Annotated in this window: 10 protein-coding genes; 4 read left to right on the top strand and 6 right to left on the bottom strand. The window is 44.3% G+C overall.

Annotated elements, in window-relative coordinates:
* Positions 1 to 132 precede the first annotated feature (132 nt).
* The 3 genes from NST13_RS14830 to NST13_RS14820 all read right to left on the bottom strand — a co-directional run bounded on the left by NST13_RS14830 (position 133) and on the right by NST13_RS14820 (position 5,761).
* Positions 133 to 2,754, bottom strand: coding sequence for an S-layer homology domain-containing protein (locus tag NST13_RS14830; RefSeq protein ID WP_342580932.1), 2,622 nt, complete (start codon positions 2,752 to 2,754; stop codon positions 133 to 135).
* Between the two features lie 752 nt (positions 2,755 to 3,506).
* Positions 3,507 to 4,226, bottom strand: coding sequence for a WecB/TagA/CpsF family glycosyltransferase (locus NST13_RS14825; protein ID WP_342580931.1), 720 nt, complete (start codon positions 4,224 to 4,226; stop codon positions 3,507 to 3,509).
* Between the two features lie 263 nt (positions 4,227 to 4,489).
* A complete protein-coding gene (locus NST13_RS14820) occupies positions 4,490 to 5,761 on the bottom strand; it encodes a nucleotide sugar dehydrogenase (protein WP_342470282.1) in 1,272 nt (423 codons plus the stop codon).
* A gap of 271 nt (positions 5,762 to 6,032) precedes the next feature.
* Between NST13_RS14820 and NST13_RS14815 the strand changes: the two genes are divergently transcribed.
* Positions 6,033 to 6,821 (top strand): hypothetical protein, encoded by a 789-nt coding sequence (locus NST13_RS14815; protein WP_342580930.1) that lies wholly within the window; start codon positions 6,033 to 6,035, stop codon positions 6,819 to 6,821.
* A 115-nt stretch (positions 6,822 to 6,936) separates the two neighbouring features.
* Here the strand turns inward: NST13_RS14815 and NST13_RS14810 are convergent, their stop codons facing one another.
* The 3 genes from NST13_RS14810 to NST13_RS14800 form a co-directional block, all read right to left on the bottom strand.
* Positions 6,937 to 7,878 (bottom strand): nuclease-related domain-containing protein, encoded by a 942-nt coding sequence (locus NST13_RS14810; RefSeq protein WP_342580929.1) that lies wholly within the window; start codon positions 7,876 to 7,878, stop codon positions 6,937 to 6,939.
* A gap of 396 nt (positions 7,879 to 8,274) precedes the next feature.
* Positions 8,275 to 9,105, bottom strand: a complete 831-nt coding sequence (locus NST13_RS14805) for a flagellin (RefSeq protein ID WP_342470286.1) — start codon at positions 9,103 to 9,105, stop codon at positions 8,275 to 8,277.
* Positions 9,106 to 9,483: 378 nt separating this feature from the next.
* Positions 9,484 to 9,945, bottom strand: a complete 462-nt coding sequence (locus tag NST13_RS14800) for an IDEAL domain-containing protein (RefSeq protein ID WP_342470287.1) — start codon at positions 9,943 to 9,945, stop codon at positions 9,484 to 9,486.
* A gap of 547 nt (positions 9,946 to 10,492) precedes the next feature.
* On the opposite strand from NST13_RS14800, the gene NST13_RS14795 reads away from it, so the two are divergent.
* The 3 genes from NST13_RS14795 (at position 10,493) to NST13_RS14785 (ending at position 15,389) form a co-directional block, all read left to right on the top strand.
* On the top strand, positions 10,493 to 12,049 hold the full coding sequence (locus tag NST13_RS14795; protein WP_342580928.1) for an SWIM zinc finger family protein: 1,557 nt from the start codon (positions 10,493 to 10,495) through the stop codon (positions 12,047 to 12,049).
* Positions 12,050 to 12,214: 165 nt separating this feature from the next.
* The gene (locus tag NST13_RS14790) at positions 12,215 to 12,385 is read left to right on the top strand and encodes a hypothetical protein (protein ID WP_342580927.1); all 171 of its coding nucleotides are present in this window, start codon (positions 12,215 to 12,217) and stop codon (positions 12,383 to 12,385) included.
* A 208-nt stretch (positions 12,386 to 12,593) separates the two neighbouring features.
* The gene (locus NST13_RS14785; protein WP_342580926.1) at positions 12,594 to 15,389 is read left to right on the top strand and encodes a DEAD/DEAH box helicase; all 2,796 of its coding nucleotides are present in this window, start codon (positions 12,594 to 12,596) and stop codon (positions 15,387 to 15,389) included.
* Positions 15,390 to 15,412 lie beyond the last annotated feature (23 nt).

Here is a 15,412-nt window from a genome sequence, read left to right as displayed (position 1 = left end):
CTTGCTCTTGGCTAACCTCTACTTCTGTCTTCGGGGTTCGGGACTTACACCCTATAGTTCATGTACATGCCGGGCGCACAAAAAGCGGGAATAGTTAGACTTAACTATTCCCGCCTATTATAGGTATTAGAATTATTGTTTAATTAAGATTCCAGTACCTACATCGAATTTATTTCCAACTGCATCAACTATATCACCTGATGTTTTAGTTAATGTTAATCCAGTAGAAATTTGATCGATAGTTACTGCAGCGTTAATTGTAACTGTAAGTGTTTTAGTATCTGCTGTAGTATCATTAGCAATTGTAGCTGTACCAACAGTAGTTGTACCAGATTTAACGTCAAATGTAACTGCTGCTCCGTCAGTTTTAACATTTTCACTGAATGTGAAAACGATTGTTGTTGAATTTGTTCCTGCATCTACAGCTGTAATTTGTGCAGATTGTAATGTTGGAAGTACGTTTTCATTAAGTGATTCAACTGTATTGTATACTTCCATTGCAGTTCCGTTTTTAGCTTTTACATTTTTAATAGTAATTTGACGAGCTCCAGTATCTTGAACTGAGCCAGATTTCAATGTTAATGTAACAGTTTTTTCGTCAGAACCAAGTTCAGCTTTTTCTACAACTGCATTTTCAATTACATAGTTTGCAGGATTAGTAGCAGTAGCTCCGTCTACAGCCTGTTCGAATTTAACTGTTAGTGTATTGTTGCCTTCTACTTTTACACCGTTGCCATCATAAGTTTTGTCAATTGTTGCTGGAGCTTTTGTAGGAGCAGAACCATCTTTTACGCGAGTGAATGAAGATTTAACTTCTTTTAATCCAGTATTTCCACTTTCGTCTTGTACTAATGGATTATTACCAGTTACAGTAATTTCAAATACTGCACCTTCTTCGTCGTTAGCTCCAAGTAAGTCAGCAATTGCAATTTTAACAACTTTTTTATTCTCGCTAGAGAATTGAAGTTTTGATGTATCACCGATATTTACTTGAGTAAGATTTGAAGTGATATAGTTTTTAGTTTTCTTACCAGTTACTGTGATAGAAGTTACAGAACCTTTTTCAACATTTTCATCGAATGTTAATACTAGGTATTGAGCATTATCACTACCAGTTTCAACTGTTGATGATACTAATTTTGGAGCAGTTGTATCAATGCTGAAGTTCACTGCTCTTGAATAGCTATCATTTTGAACTTCTCCGCTTAGATCAGTAAATGGTGCTTCAATAACTACTGTTTGTAGTCCTGATACAGCTGTTGCTAATGTAGCGATGTATTTAGTTTTATCATTTTTATCTTGTTCAACAGTTGCAGTATTTCCACCAACTTTAATTGTAGGTACTGCAGCTAATTCTTCTGAGAATTTAACTTCTAAAGTTTTTCCGCTTACAACTGTGATGCTAGTTACAGTTGGTGCTACACCGTCTTTTGCACCTTTAGTGAAAGAAACAGATACTGGGTTTGGAGAAATTACTTTATCAGCATAATCTAGTACACCAACGAATTTTGCAACAACAGTTTGTCCTGCTTCTACATCACTACCTAAAGTGAATTCGGCATAGTCATTACCTGGTGTGAAACTTACCATTACACCATTTCCACCTGTTGCAATATCTTTATCTCCAACTTTGAAAGTATAAGTACCTAAAGATTTAATTGGTTCTGAGAATTTAACTTTAAATTTAGTAGAAGTAACTTTTTCAGTTCCTACAATTGTTGGAGCTGTATTATCTTCTGCTTTAATAGTAGCTTCGAATTTTTCGATTTCTTCATTATCTTTAGATTTAATTGCACCTAGATCAATTTTAATGTCATAACGACCTTTAAATACTTCGTTGCCAGTAGCAGTTAATTTCAATGTTTTTCCATCTTCAGAAAGTTCTGCTTTAGCATCGTTAATAGCTACAGCATTACCATCTAAAGAAGTAAGAGAGATTTTACCGTTAACTAAAGTATCTTTAGTTTCTGTACCAGTAGTCTCAGGTGCTACAACATCATCTTTTTTAACTGGTTTAGAGAATTTAATTACTAATTGTTTTGCGTTAATTGCTTCTGCAGATACAACTTTAAGCTCCTTAACTGGCGCTTCATAGTTGATTGTACGGTTTAAGAATGAAGCGAATTGACCGCGTGTGATTGCGCTTGTTGGGTTGAAGTTTTCTACAACTGTAATACCAGCGTATTCTAAAGCAGTGATTGCTTCAACGTTTTCAGTTGAGTAAGCTTTGTCTAAGTCTTTGATTTTAGAAGTGTATCCAGCATCTTTGTATTCTTTAATTAAGTCAATGCCTTCTACAGTTTTGATAGCGCGTACTAATACAAGTGCCATTTGTTGGCGTTGCATTGGTTGGTTATAGTTTAGGTTGCCGTTAGAACCGTTGAATACGCCAGCATCTTTAACTAATGCAGCGTATTTTACTAATTCAGAGTCAGCAGCGTTTACTGGAAGATCGTTGAAACGTTGTACAGTATTCCAGTTTTCTGGAACTTTGTAGCCTTTAGTTTCTAACCAACGGCCTAATAACTTAACAGTTTGTCCGCGGTTGATTTCTGCGTTTGGTTTGAATGTACCATCTTCATAACCTTTGATGATACCAGCGTCTGATAAAGCTTTGATTGCATCAGCATGAGTGTTGCCTTCGATGTCAGAGAAGCTGGCAGCTGAAGCAACAGGAACGATTGCGCTTGCAACCAATGTAGCTGTAGCAGCTGTTGCTACGAATTTTTTATAGTTCTTTGGTTGGTTAGCCATAGAAAGATTTCCTCCTCTTATTTCACATAATATTTTTAGTTATCCTCAAAACATATGAGAACTATAAACTATTACAAGTAAAAGTTTAGTAGTCTGCGAATGGGTTGTCAATCTTTTTTTGGCAACATTTCCATTGCGGTTACACGATTGTCACATTCATGAAATCAAGGATAACTAACAATCTCTTATATTATGACACATACCATTTGTAAAAAACAACCTCAATCAGCAATTCTCTTATATTTTTTCTAGATTTTTTTCATTTCTACTAATGTTGGTCCATTTTTTCATGACATTGGGGATGATCTGCTATTTTTTGCTGATTGGTTCTTTTGTTCCAAACGTTTATTCATGTTCCGTTTCATTCACCCGACACCTAGTATATTGGTGGCTATTTGGATTTATGACTGATTTTTTTGTTGGGGTTGGGATTTGTTTGGAGAGGAGCAGGCGCGATCGGATGGATAGAATTTATTCCAATGGAAGCATCTTGTGGCACCGTTTGGATTTTCTTCCTATTTTAAATGAGGGTTGGTGAGCAGGAAAAAGACCCCAGCAGTGAATTGCTGAGGCCTCTTTCCTGGGCTACCAACCATTTTTTCTTGCAGGGAAAATTTTTCCATCTATTTTGTAGAGGAAATCTTACTACTTACTTCAGTTTAACACCATCAGTGTAAATACACAATAAATTATTACAAAGATTACAAAATAATTTTCTATTGCATAATTTTGTGGAGTTGAGGGAAATGTTGCTAATTCGCTTTTTTGCTGCGGATGACTTCGATTAAAAATTTAGGCAATGCCATTTGTCTCTTGATTCTTTTTGGCTCCAGCATCAACCGGTAAAACCATTCAAGCCCTATTTTTTGGAAAAATTCCGGCGCCCGTTTGACATTTCCTGCGAGCACGTCGAAGGATCCTCCCACCCCTTGATAGATGATTGGGTATAATTGGTCGCGGTTGGCATTGATCCAGTTTTCCTGTTTTGGGCTGCCCATTGCGACAAAGAGGATATCCGGTTTGGCTTCATTGATGTTGGCCACGACTTTTGTATTGTCTTTTTCGTAACCGTGCTGGATGCCGGCGATTTGGATGCCAGGGTATAGTTCTTTCAGTTTTTCCGCAGCGGATGCGGCAACTCCCGGTTTTCCTCCATATAAGAAAATCCGTTTTTGTTTTTTCGCCGCTTCTTCACAAATGCGCATCATCATGTCGATGCCCGTAACCCTTTCGATGATGTTCCCTTTTTGAAGTTTGGAAGCCAGGATGACACCAATGCCATCAGGAATTTGGAATTCGGCTTCGTTCAATAGTTTTTTGAGAGCCGGATCGTCTTTCGCTTTCATGATTTTTTCCGGGTTGATGGCGACAATGAGTGATTTTTCTTTTTTCTCGATGCGGTCAAAGATCTGCTCGATCAGTTCGTCGTAGGTTTCTGTGTTGACTTGTATGCCTAAAACTGTTTCTTTCATTTCCATTCATCCATTTCGATTGTATTTTTTCCGTTTATCATCATACCAAAAAAAATGAGAATGTACAGAATTTGAAAGTTAAAAATTGGTGACATGGCGTTTACGGGTGTTACACCTTATTTTTGGCACGGGGGTGGAAGGATATGCATTTTGAGGCGGGGGTTATTGCCTTTATACGCGGGAGACTTCATCCGCGGGAGCCCCGTTCCATCCTCTGCACCAAAAGAAAAACGGCAGAGCTTCTACCCTGCCGTATATTCTTCTTATTTATTTTTTGAATCGCCGAGAAGATGGCATTGGAATCCGGCTTCTTTCCATTTTTCGCGATCCAAGCAGTTTTTCGTATCAAGCACGATTTTGTGTTTTGGCGTGATCGTTAATGGATTGTATTCTTTGAATTCTTTATGGTCCGTCAACACAAGCAGAATGTCCGCACCGTTTACGGCTTCTTCCAAGCTTTGTGTTTGGGTTGGGTGTTTATTTTCTTTAATATGCGGGTCGAAGGAAACGACTTCCAAGCCAAGTTGTTGAAGTTCGTGGATCACTTCCAATGATGGACTTTCACGCATGTCGTCCACATTTCCTTTGAAAGCAAGGCCAAGCACTGCCACTTTGCCGCCCGCGATTTTATTTTCATTCAAAATTTTTTGGGTTTTTTGGGCTGTGAACAACGGCATGCCATCATTGATTTTGCGCGCAAGGTGGATCATTTGCGCTTTTTCTCCGCCAAGTTCCACCAAGAACCATGGGTCAACGGCGATGCAGTGTCCGCCCACACCTGGTCCTGGGAAGTGGATGTTCACGCGAGGATGGAAGTTCGCATAGTGGATCGCTTCCCAAATGTTGACATCCCATTCTTCAGCCAATTTGGCCAATTCGTTGGCGAACGCAATGTTGACATCACGGTATGTATTTTCCATGACTTTCACAAGTTCCGCTGTTGTGGCATCCGTTAAATGGATAGGGCCTTTCACAAAGAGTTCGTAAAGTTCTTTTGTCATTTCCGCAGATTTTTTATTGATCCCGCCGATGATGCGGCCGTTGTTGATCAATTCTTCAAAGATGCGTCCCGGAATTACCCGTTCTGGTGAGTGGGCAACAAAGAGTTCTGTTCCGATATCCAAACCTGTTTTGATCAGTTCAGGAATCATCACGCGTTCCACTGTTTTTGGCGGCACTGTGGATTCCAGAATCACCAAGTTGCCTTTTCTCACGTAAGGCACGATGGATTTTGTGGCTTCCCGCACGTATTCAAGGTTGGCTGTTTTGTCCGGATTGATTGGAGATGGTACGGAGATGATAAATACATCCGCTTCTTGCGGTGTTGTGGAAGCAGTCAAATATCCTTCATCCACCGCTTTGTTGAGCCGTTCTTGCAAGCCTGGTTCTTCAATATGTAATTTTTTTTCTTGAATGCTTCGAACGGCATTCGGGTTGACGTCTACTCCATGAACTTTGACTCCATGGTTTGCAAAAGTGACCGCTGTTGGTAATCCGATGTAACCTAGTCCGATCACACACATTGTTTTTGTCATGTTAATCGTTACTTCCTTTCAATGTTCCGAAACGGGTGGATGGAGTGTTGACAGTGCTGAGATTTGGTTATGGTTCTTGATGGTGTTGTGAAGGAGCCCCGGATTGTCGGCTCCGCTTGGTGTTCCGCGCTTTATTGAGGGAACTTCAAATCCTATGCACTCCACGACCCGTTTGTTTTAGGGTGTATTGATTTAGATTGTTTTATTCGTCGGTTTGTATTGTGTTGAATTTAATCATACGAGTTTTAGTATACAACTTTCACGGGAAACTGTGAATTATTTTCACATTATCTACCGTTTTTTTGCTAGGGGAGGGGTATTATTTGGTGCGGAGAGGTCTTTTAGTGCAGATACTTCTTCTTTTGGTGCGGTTACTCCCTTTTTTGGTGCGGTTAGCCAACCCTTTGGTGCGGTTGGCCAACCCTTTGGTGCGGTTACTCCTCCTTTTGGTGCGGATGGCCAACCCTTTGGTGCGGTTACTCCCCCTTTTGGTGCGGTTGGCCAACCCTTTGGTGCGGTTACTCCCTATTTTGGTGCGGTTGGCCAACCCTTTGGTGCGGTTACTCCTCCTTTTGGTGCGGTTGGCCAACCCTTTGGTGCGGTTACTCCCCCTTTTGGTGCGGTTGGCCAACCCTTTGGTGCGGTTACTCCTCCTTTTGGTGCGGATGGCCAACCCTTTGGTGCGGTTACTCCCCCTTTTGGTGCGGTTGGCCAACCCTTTGGTGCGGTTACTCCCTATTTTGGTGCGGTTGGCCAACCCTTTGGTGCGGTTACTCCTCCTTTTGGTGCGGTTGGCCAACCCTTTGGTGCGGTTACTCCCCCTTTTGGTGCGGATGGCCAACCCTTTGGTGCGGTTACTCCCCCTTTTGGTGCGGATGGCCAACCCTTTGGTGCGGTTACTCCTCCTTTTGGTGCGGATAGCCAACCCTTTGGTGCGGTTACTCCTCCTTTTGGTGCGATTGGCATCCTCTTTAGTGCGAATAGCATTCCCTTTAGTTCATTTGCCTTTTCCAGATGCAGATACTGTTTTTTTCCCCTTTTAGCGCTTCCAATGATGTAGTTTCCACTCCCTTTGTAGCAGCATCCATTTTTTGAAATAATCCCTTAATAAATATAAAAGAGCGCACCAATCAAGCACGCTCTTAATCTTACTTCTTCTTGCGCATCATCCTGATTTATTCCAATGCCAAATCATATCTACTATTTCTTGTATTCCCGGTACGTTCTTTGCTGTTAGCTTTCAATATTCTCGTTGCTTCAAAGCGGTTTCTTAATATTAAAAAATCCATGGCTTCTTTAGTAGAAATCGTCTTATCAATCAACATGTAATACTCCCTCAACGCTTTTACATGGGCGCGCATATCCATTTTGTTGCATTTTTCGCAAAGCCATGTCCGCTTCAGGCGTTTCATGGGGATGGCGCCGCAGTTCGGGCATTCGACGCCGCGCAGGATGTCCTTTGGATCAATGTTGTAGTGCTCGGTAAGAGGAAAATGGTTCCAGGATGGTTCTTTCGTATGCCGGATCATGAGTTCCGCCACTTGTTTGGATGGGATGATGTCTTTTTTTGGCAGTGTCCAAATGTGGTTGATGATGCCCCTTCCCATGAGCAGCGGATATTTGGATGGAGGCTTGTCTATGATGGCGTTGGCATAAGGCAATACGATGGCTCCATACATGGGCATTTTCAGTTGATGTTGCTCAAAAAATCGGGTGAGGCCGAAGAGGTATTGGTCGATTTGGGCTTCCGGGCTGCGGTAGATCAATTTCCGGTCTTCTTTTACACAAATCAATTGTGGCGGGTTGTTCATAAATGTCAGTTCACCATTGAGGTTTTTGACTTCCAGGATAAGGCACCAGCCCGGTGAAATCAGCATAATGTCAATTTGGATGTTGATGATGGAGTCAATTGTGACGTTATGGAGGATAAAGGTGTTCTTTGGCAGCTGGTTTTCTGTCAGGATGGTCAATACATGTTTTTCGCCGTTTTCTCCGGCTTCTTGCAAAGAGAGTTCTTCTTCGATTTTAAGGATTTTTTCGTGGCGAGGGCTTAGGCGTTTGCGTAGGGATTCCAGGGCGATTTTGTAAGTGCTGGTTTGGAATGGTTTTATCAGCAAAATTCCACCCCCTCATGCAGTTGAACCGTTCTTTCTTATAAATTAGCAGAAATGAGGGGTTCTAGGAAGTGATTTCCAGAAAATTAATTTTTGGACGGTTTTTTTGGGTGAAAGATAAAATTTGGAGGATTAAGTTGACATAAAAAATGCCTGGCACTTCCAAGAGTATCAGGCATATGCAATCGCCAAGTGAACCTCTTGCCGCCTTGATCAGCAGCAGACATCCATTCGCTGAGGGGGACGCTTCAATCACACGTAAATAGCACCAACCCCCGCATTTCCTCGGCATTCAAAGCAAATGGATCTACTCCAGTTTTCCCAGAATGGCATCGGCCTTGAGGGAGGAATTTATGGAATCAACCACATCCCCCACTCCCCCGTAAACGAAACCATCCACTACTTCTTCCCGCCATTCAGCAACATCAAGATCGATTGGGCCTGCTGCATATGAAGGGCGAGGACGTGCTGGGCAGCCATGGCCAAAATGCTTGCTTTCGTGTAGTTCATCATTTCTTTGGCAATGTCTGCATCCCGAATGCGGGATTCGGCGGCCGTCAAGTTTTCCGCCGTATTCAGCACATTATTGTACGCATGTTCCAACCGGTTTTGGTACGCGCCGAGGCGGGCACGTTCACCGGAAACTTGCTTTAATGCCTGATCCAGCGCGCCAATCGCTGCATCGGCGTTGTCCCGTGTCGCAATGTCCACACCGCCGATTCCAAGGCGATTGCTGTCCACACCGCCGATATAGATTTCCATATATTGACCGGCATTCGCGCCCACCTGGATTTTCAACGGATTGGATTCATAATCGCCGTTCAAGAGGGGGCGTGTGTTGAATTCGGTTTGCTTGGCAATCCTCGTCATTTCCTCTTTCAATTGTTGGAACTCAATATCGATCAATTTGCGATCATCGTCCGTCAGCGTGTCGCTTGCCGCCTGGATGGCCAGCTCCCGCATACGCTGGATGATGGCATGGGTTTCATTGAGTGCCCCTTCCGCCGTTTGAACGAGGGAAATCCCGTCCTGAATGTTTTTGCCCGCCATTTGAAGCCCGCGAATTTGGGCGCGCATTTTTTCGGAAATGGCCAGGCCTGCCGCATCATCCGCCGCGCTGTTGATGCGGTAGCCGGATGAAATTCTCAGAAGCGCTTTATTGGCCATCATCCAGTTTTGATTAAGATTATTGATAATCATCATTCCTGTTGCCCACCATTGCCCGAACATCTTCCCCCTCCTTTTCTTTTTTGGATAAAGTGCCACCGACAGAAATCCTTCAAAACTTTCTATTAAAAACCTCTTTTCTCTACATATCGGCGGATTTCAGAAAAATTCAATATATCGGCAACTCCTTTAAAAAGAATCCCCTCAAAATTCCGAATATTTATCTTTTTCAATGAATAGATTGATTGAGATTAGGTTTAATCGTTTGAAGATTAGGAAATAATGGTTCCATAAGAAGAATAAGGAGGAGTCGGAATGAAACATGTGAAGGCATTTTCGTTGGAAGACGTGGTGTTTGGAATCATTGGATCCGGGATTGCAGTGGGAATCATCTATTTGTTAATTTCGTAAGAGTGCCAGGCACATCAAGTACCCGGCACCTTATTCCATTTTTTTCTTCTTTTCGACCAATTCGTAGAAAAGTTGTTCGTCGCGATTGGAGAGGGCTTCGTCGATGAGGCGATCTAAATTTTGGCTTTCCAATGCACGAATGAGGTCCGCGATTTCCGAATTTTCCTCATGAGGAACGAGATGGATGCTTTCCGACTTATTGGACGCTTCCTCCAAAATCGGTGCCAGATGTTCGTGGATGTTGGAAATCAACAGCAGCTGATAAAGCGGCAGGCGGAGAAACCGGTTTCCGCGCTGGAAAACAAAAATTTCAGAGAGGTTTTCGATTTGCATCGTTTTTAAGTTTACGATAATTTCCTTCCCTTCAATCGGCACAAAATGATACACTTCATTGTCCTTCATGATGGAAAAATATTGATACGCAAACACTAAACGCAACGTTTCGCCCGAGACTTTGGAATAAAACGGTTTCATGTATTGGACTTGGATCATCGATATCCCTCCTATTTCACTCATTTCCTTTGACCGAAAGCTTACATCAAAATTTCCCTTTTCCCCGAATTTGAAACTTCCTTAGGTTTTTCCAAAAAAGCCGGTGTTTAATCAATAATGAACTTGAATTTTTTTGGAAACCACATGAATTTATATTGTCAAAAGAACAAATTTCCATTCTATGTGCCCGACAAACAACTTATGCCTGAAAGAGATGAATTTTCACGAAACTGCCATGTAAAAATGGTTGTAATCTATCATACGAATTTCCTTTACCTTATATTCCCCAAATTTCATGTTTGAAAGAACTCCATTGGTTGATAAAAATTCAAGTATAGGAAATAAATGGAATCACCAAAGAGGGTTGGCTTCTTATTTCATCTAATATTAATACTATTTTTTATTATTTTATACTTTTTTTCGAAAAATTCATAACATTTTAATCTGTTTTTTTAAATCTGTTCCGCGCAAGTTCAAAGGATTTCCCTTATCAAAGATGGATTGCCGCGGTATAATGGAAAGAAAGACTTTTTTAGGAGCGAATGGAATGGTGTTATCAGTTGCAAATGTGGCCAAAGAGCAAGAAGCATTTATCTGTGAAAAATTGCAGATCATTGCGAGGGAGCTTCATCCTTCCGTCACGGAAGATGAGGAGATCGTTCGGCGGGCGCTTTTTGCCGTCCGGAATCAGGCGGTGGTTTTCCATCGCTATATATCCGTCTTCTCCATTTTGACGACGACGGTCCGGGATGTGCGGGCGGCGGAAGTGATTATCGATTTCCAGGGCAACACAATTTCCTGCTCATGCCCGCAGGAAGGTTGGTGCCGGCATCAGGTGAGCGTGTTGCTGTCGTTATATCAATATATTGATTCCGTGCAAGAATGGGTGAGCAGCTGGCGTTCGAAAAAAACCGTGGATTTGCAAGCCCTCGCGAATATCCGCACCCCTGAAAGCTGGCTGAAAATGGTCGATGAAGTGCTCAGCCACTATTTTCACGGGGATGAAGAAATTCCCGCCTTCATGTACACCAACATTGCGGAGAATGCATTGGAAAAATTGAATAAACAAATGCCCTTCGAACGGGAATGGCAACCGATTTACAAGTTATTTATGGAACTGGCCGTTGTGAATCGATTGTCCCTTCGATTCACGAAAAGCTGCTCTGTGGATGAACATTTGCTGGAAAACTTTTTTCATAAAAGATTTCAATCCATCCAAAACATCGTCCATGAAATCCCCGGTACTTCCCGCCTTTTTGCAACGGATCCGTTTTTTGATCAAATGCAGTTCCTCCTCCGGGAATTGCTGTTTGAACAGGAAGGCTTCATCAACCGGAAAATGAACCTGTATCTGCTGTTCTGGGATGAAGTGTTTACGGAAAAGCGGCGCGCTTTGGAAGAGCTGGTGTATTTGCAGGAACAGCGGGAAATGCCTGTTCCGGAAGTGCTCAATGTGTTCTATATTATTTTGAAAAATGATTCCGCAATCGAAGAAAATATCCAACATATCAATCCCGAACATGTGGACATCCATTTGGGGCTTGTGAAATTCGCTTACGCCAAGCAGAACGGACGGGCGGCAGAACTTATTTTGCGGGCCATCCTTCCCCATTTGGAAGCGTTCATCCAAAGGGTGAAGAATGTGTATCGTTCGCCCGTCGTTTCTTCGATTTATTCATTATATGAGCATATCGATTTATCGGAAGATGAGGAAATTTTATTATATTCTTCCTTTGGGAAAGACGGGATTCATCAATATTCCCAATATTTGTTGAAGCATAAGCGTTACGGGGAATGGGTGGCGTTGCAGCAAATGTATCCTTCCTCCATCGAGCATTTGGAGTACAACGGGTTGAAGCAAGTTGCGGAGGAAGCCCCCGCCCTTGTCCTTCCCCTTTATCATTTTTACGCCATGGGGGAAATCAAGGAAAAGTCCCGTTACAATTACAAGCAGGCGGTCCGGATTTGGAAGAAGATGAAAGCCGCGGCGAAAAAAGCGGGCAAAATGAATTTTTGGGAAGACTATATCGCTTCCGTCCGCGATCAATACAAACGGCTGCGGGCTTTGCAGGAAGAATTGGAGAAAGGGAAATTATTGGGATGAGACTATTTGGGATGCTGAGTTCGAGAAAGGAAATTATTCGGATGAGACACCGGAATGCCGGGTTGAAGAAAGGATATTATCGGGATAAAGCACCGGGATGCCAGGGTGAAGGAAATATTCGGATGAAGCACCGGGATGCCGGGGTGGAGTTAGAATATTTTCGGGATGAAGCACCGGGATGCCGGGGTGGAGATAGAATATTTTCGGGATGAAGCACCGGGATGCCAGGGTGAAGGAAATATTCGGATGAAGCACCGGGATGCCGGGTTGAAGAAAGCATATTATCGGGATGAAGCACCGGGATGCCGGGTTGGAGAAAGAATATTTTCGGGATGAAGCACCGGGATGCCGGGGTGGAGTTAGAATATTTTCAGGATGAAGCACCGGGATGCCGGGGTGGAGTTAGAATATTTTCAGGATGAAGCACCGGGATGCCGGGTTGAAGAAAGAATATTATCGGGATAAAGCACCGGGATGCTGAATTTGAGAAAAGAAATTATCAGGATGAGACTTTGGAATGCCGAGCTGGAGAAAGGAAATTTCTATGAAAGAGTTGCAAGTTAAACATGCGTTGAACGTCAATCCTTTTGCCAATGTTTATCAATTGACCTTCGAGCCGTTGAAACAGGGATTGTATGCCGTCCGGGCTTTTGAAAACGGAAAGACCATTACCGCCGAAAAGTTCGCATCGGTTTTCTTTTTCCGGTATGAACCGAATTTTTACGGATTGCATGCCGAGATGGACGGGGATGCGCTGATCGTTTCGGCGGTCGAATTGATGGAAGCTTTGTCCCCCGAGTGGAAGCATCCTTTTGCAAAGTTTGAAGGGGCAAGGGCTGAGGATGCGATGTTGCTTGAGAGTCTGTATGCCGTACAGCCATTGTGGAACAGCCCTTCCTTATGGGATGTGGCGGAAGTGTCCGAGGATGAAACGGGGCCTTCCCTTAAAATGCATTTGGAAGGCGACCCCTTGCGGAAGGAGCTGCTGACAACCGCCCTTTATCAAAAATTGGGGCAAAACGGCTTGCCCCTTTCCGATGTGCCTTCCTTGCTGCCTTTCTTCAAAGAAGGCGGTTGGCCGCTTCAGCAGGACCGTTCCATCGGCCATTTGACAGTCGCCCTCCGTTTGAATGAACCTGAAGATTCTTCGGATGACTGGGTGCTGGAAACGGTGATTTTATCTTCGGCATCCGCCAAACATTGGACGCCTGCTGCAAGGAAGCGGCATCTCCCAATCCGGGAGGCGCTTCCTGATAAATGGAAAGACTTTGCGGATGAGATTACGCGAACGCAGAAGCAAATGGTGCAGCTGCTTGGATTGGACGTGGTTTCGGATGAGTCGTTTTTGTATATTCCGTTGGGCGATGCCGAGGTGCGCGCCCTAATCCGGAACGGCTTTGCCAAGTTGACAGCCCTTGGGTTTGAAGTGATTCTTCCTGCCTGGCTGAAAGAATTGAAAAGGACGAAAATGCGGGTCCGCGTCAGTGCGCAAAACGTTCCGAAAAAGTCCATGGCCGGGCTGGATGACATTTTATCCTTCCGCTGGGAGCTTTCCATCGGCGGCGAAAAAATCAGTCCCGAAGAGTTCCGTAAAATCGTGGAGGAAAAGCGGGAGTTTGTGCGGATCGGCGATGAATGGTTCCGCTTGGACAGCGATTGGATGGCGAAAGTGCGGGCGTTGATGGACAAGGCGGAAAAAGAAAACTGGACCGTGAAGGAATTGGTGTTCCGCGAGATGCCAGAGGAGCTGTTGAATCCGGAATGGGATGAAGAGGATGAAGACCGGGACGACCCGCTCTTTGCCTTTGAGATGCAGCGTTCGTTGCAGGCGTATGTGAATCAACTGCAGGAAAAGCAAGGGCTGCCTCCTGTGAAAGTGCCCGCGTCTTTGAAGGCGACATTGCGGCCTTATCAGCAACAGGGCTATGAGTGGCTTGCGTTTATGCGCACGCAGCAGTTTGGCGCCATTTTGGCCGATGATATGGGGCTTGGGAAAACGGTGCAGTTGATCAGTTATTTGCTGTATGTGTATGAATTTTGGCAAGAGAAGAAACCGTCGCTCATCGTTTGCCCGACTTCCGTTTTGGGCAACTGGCAGAAGGAATTGGAACGCTTTGCCCCATCTTTGAAGGTGCATACCCACTATGCTTCGGGGCGTTTGAAGGATGAAGCCTTTCATCAGTTTTTGGTAACGGAAGCGCCGCAAGTGGTGTTGTCCACCTATGGCACGATTTCTCAGGATGTGGCGTTTTTGGAGGCCGTCGATTGGGCGGTGGTGACGCTGGATGAAGCGCAAAATATTAAAAATATGCAGACCCAGCAATCGAAGGCCGTCCGCCGTTTGCAAGGCGACCATCATATTGCGTTGACGGGCACGCCGATTGAGAACCGGTTGGCGGAACTGTGGGCGATTTTTGATTTTATCCACCGGGGCTATTTGGGAAGTTACAAGAAGTTCCAAGAGGAGTTCATTGTGCCGATTGAACGGGATGATTCGGAGCATCACAAGCAGCTGCTGCGGGCGAAAATCCGGCCGTTCTTGCTGCGGCGAACGAAAAATGATCCGGATTTGATGCTGAATTTGCCAGATAAGCAGGAAACGAAGGAGTTCTGCCCGTTGACGGAAGAACAGGCCGCGCTGTATGAAGGATATATCCAGGACAGTTTGGCGGATTTGGAGAAACTGTCCCCTTTTGAACGCAAAGGACGGATTTTGCAGATGCTGAGCAAGTTGAAGCAATTGTGCAATCATCCGGCGCTGTATTTGAAGGAGCCGTTTGGGGATGCAGAAAGGATGCTTTCCCGTTCGGTGAAGTTGAAGCGGATTGTGGAGCTGGCGAAGGAAATTGTCGATGGCGGCGAGCAATGTTTGATTTTCACCCAGTATATTGGGATGGGCCAATTATTGCAGCATTGTTTCTTTGAACTGTACGGCTGGGACGTGCCGTTTTTGACCGGCAGCATGCGCAAGGAGCAGCGGGATGCCTTGGTGGAGGCCTTTCAAGCCGGGGAATTCCCCGTGTTCTTGTTGTCGCTGAAGGCGGGAGGAACCGGATTGAATTTGACGGCCGCAAGCCACGTGCTGCATGCGGATCGCTGGTGGAATCCGGCTGTGGAAAATCAGGCGACGGACCGGGCCTACCGCATTGGGCAGAAGCAGTTTGTACAGGTGCATAAGTTTATCACCATCGGCACGATTGAGGAGAAAGTGGACCAAATGCTGGAGATGAAGTCCGCCTTGTCGGAAGAATTGATTCAGGCAAGCAACTGGCTGACGGAGCTGGATGAAGCGCAGTTGATGGAATTGCTTCAATTTCCTTCAAGTGTGCAGCAGGGATGATGGTGAGGGTTTTTCTGGATGTA

It is taken from the genome of Ureibacillus sp. FSL W7-1570 (assembly GCF_038593265.1).
Classification (GTDB): domain Bacteria; phylum Bacillota; class Bacilli; order Bacillales_A; family Planococcaceae; genus Ureibacillus; species Ureibacillus suwonensis.
This window is presented reverse-complemented; position numbering and strand designations above follow the sequence as displayed.

Coding starts and splice junctions, on each gene's coding strand:
- NST13_RS14820 (WP_342470282.1), bottom strand. CDS start 5,761: ATGACAAAAACAATGTGTGTGATCGGACTAGGTTACATCGGATTACCA.
- NST13_RS14795 (WP_342580928.1), top strand. CDS start 10,493: ATGGTGTTATCAGTTGCAAATGTGGCCAAAGAGCAAGAAGCATTTATC.
- NST13_RS14790 (WP_342580927.1), top strand. CDS start 12,215: ATGAAGCACCGGGATGCCGGGGTGGAGATAGAATATTTTCGGGATGAA.
- NST13_RS14785 (WP_342580926.1), top strand. CDS start 12,594: ATGAAAGAGTTGCAAGTTAAACATGCGTTGAACGTCAATCCTTTTGCC.
- NST13_RS14805 (WP_342470286.1), bottom strand. CDS start 9,105: ATGTTCGGGCAATGGTGGGCAACAGGAATGATGATTATCAATAATCTT.
- NST13_RS14830 (WP_342580932.1), bottom strand. CDS start 2,754: ATGGCTAACCAACCAAAGAACTATAAAAAATTCGTAGCAACAGCTGCT.
- NST13_RS14825 (WP_342580931.1), bottom strand. CDS start 4,226: ATGAAAGAAACAGTTTTAGGCATACAAGTCAACACAGAAACCTACGAC.
- NST13_RS14800 (WP_342470287.1), bottom strand. CDS start 9,945: ATGATCCAAGTCCAATACATGAAACCGTTTTATTCCAAAGTCTCGGGC.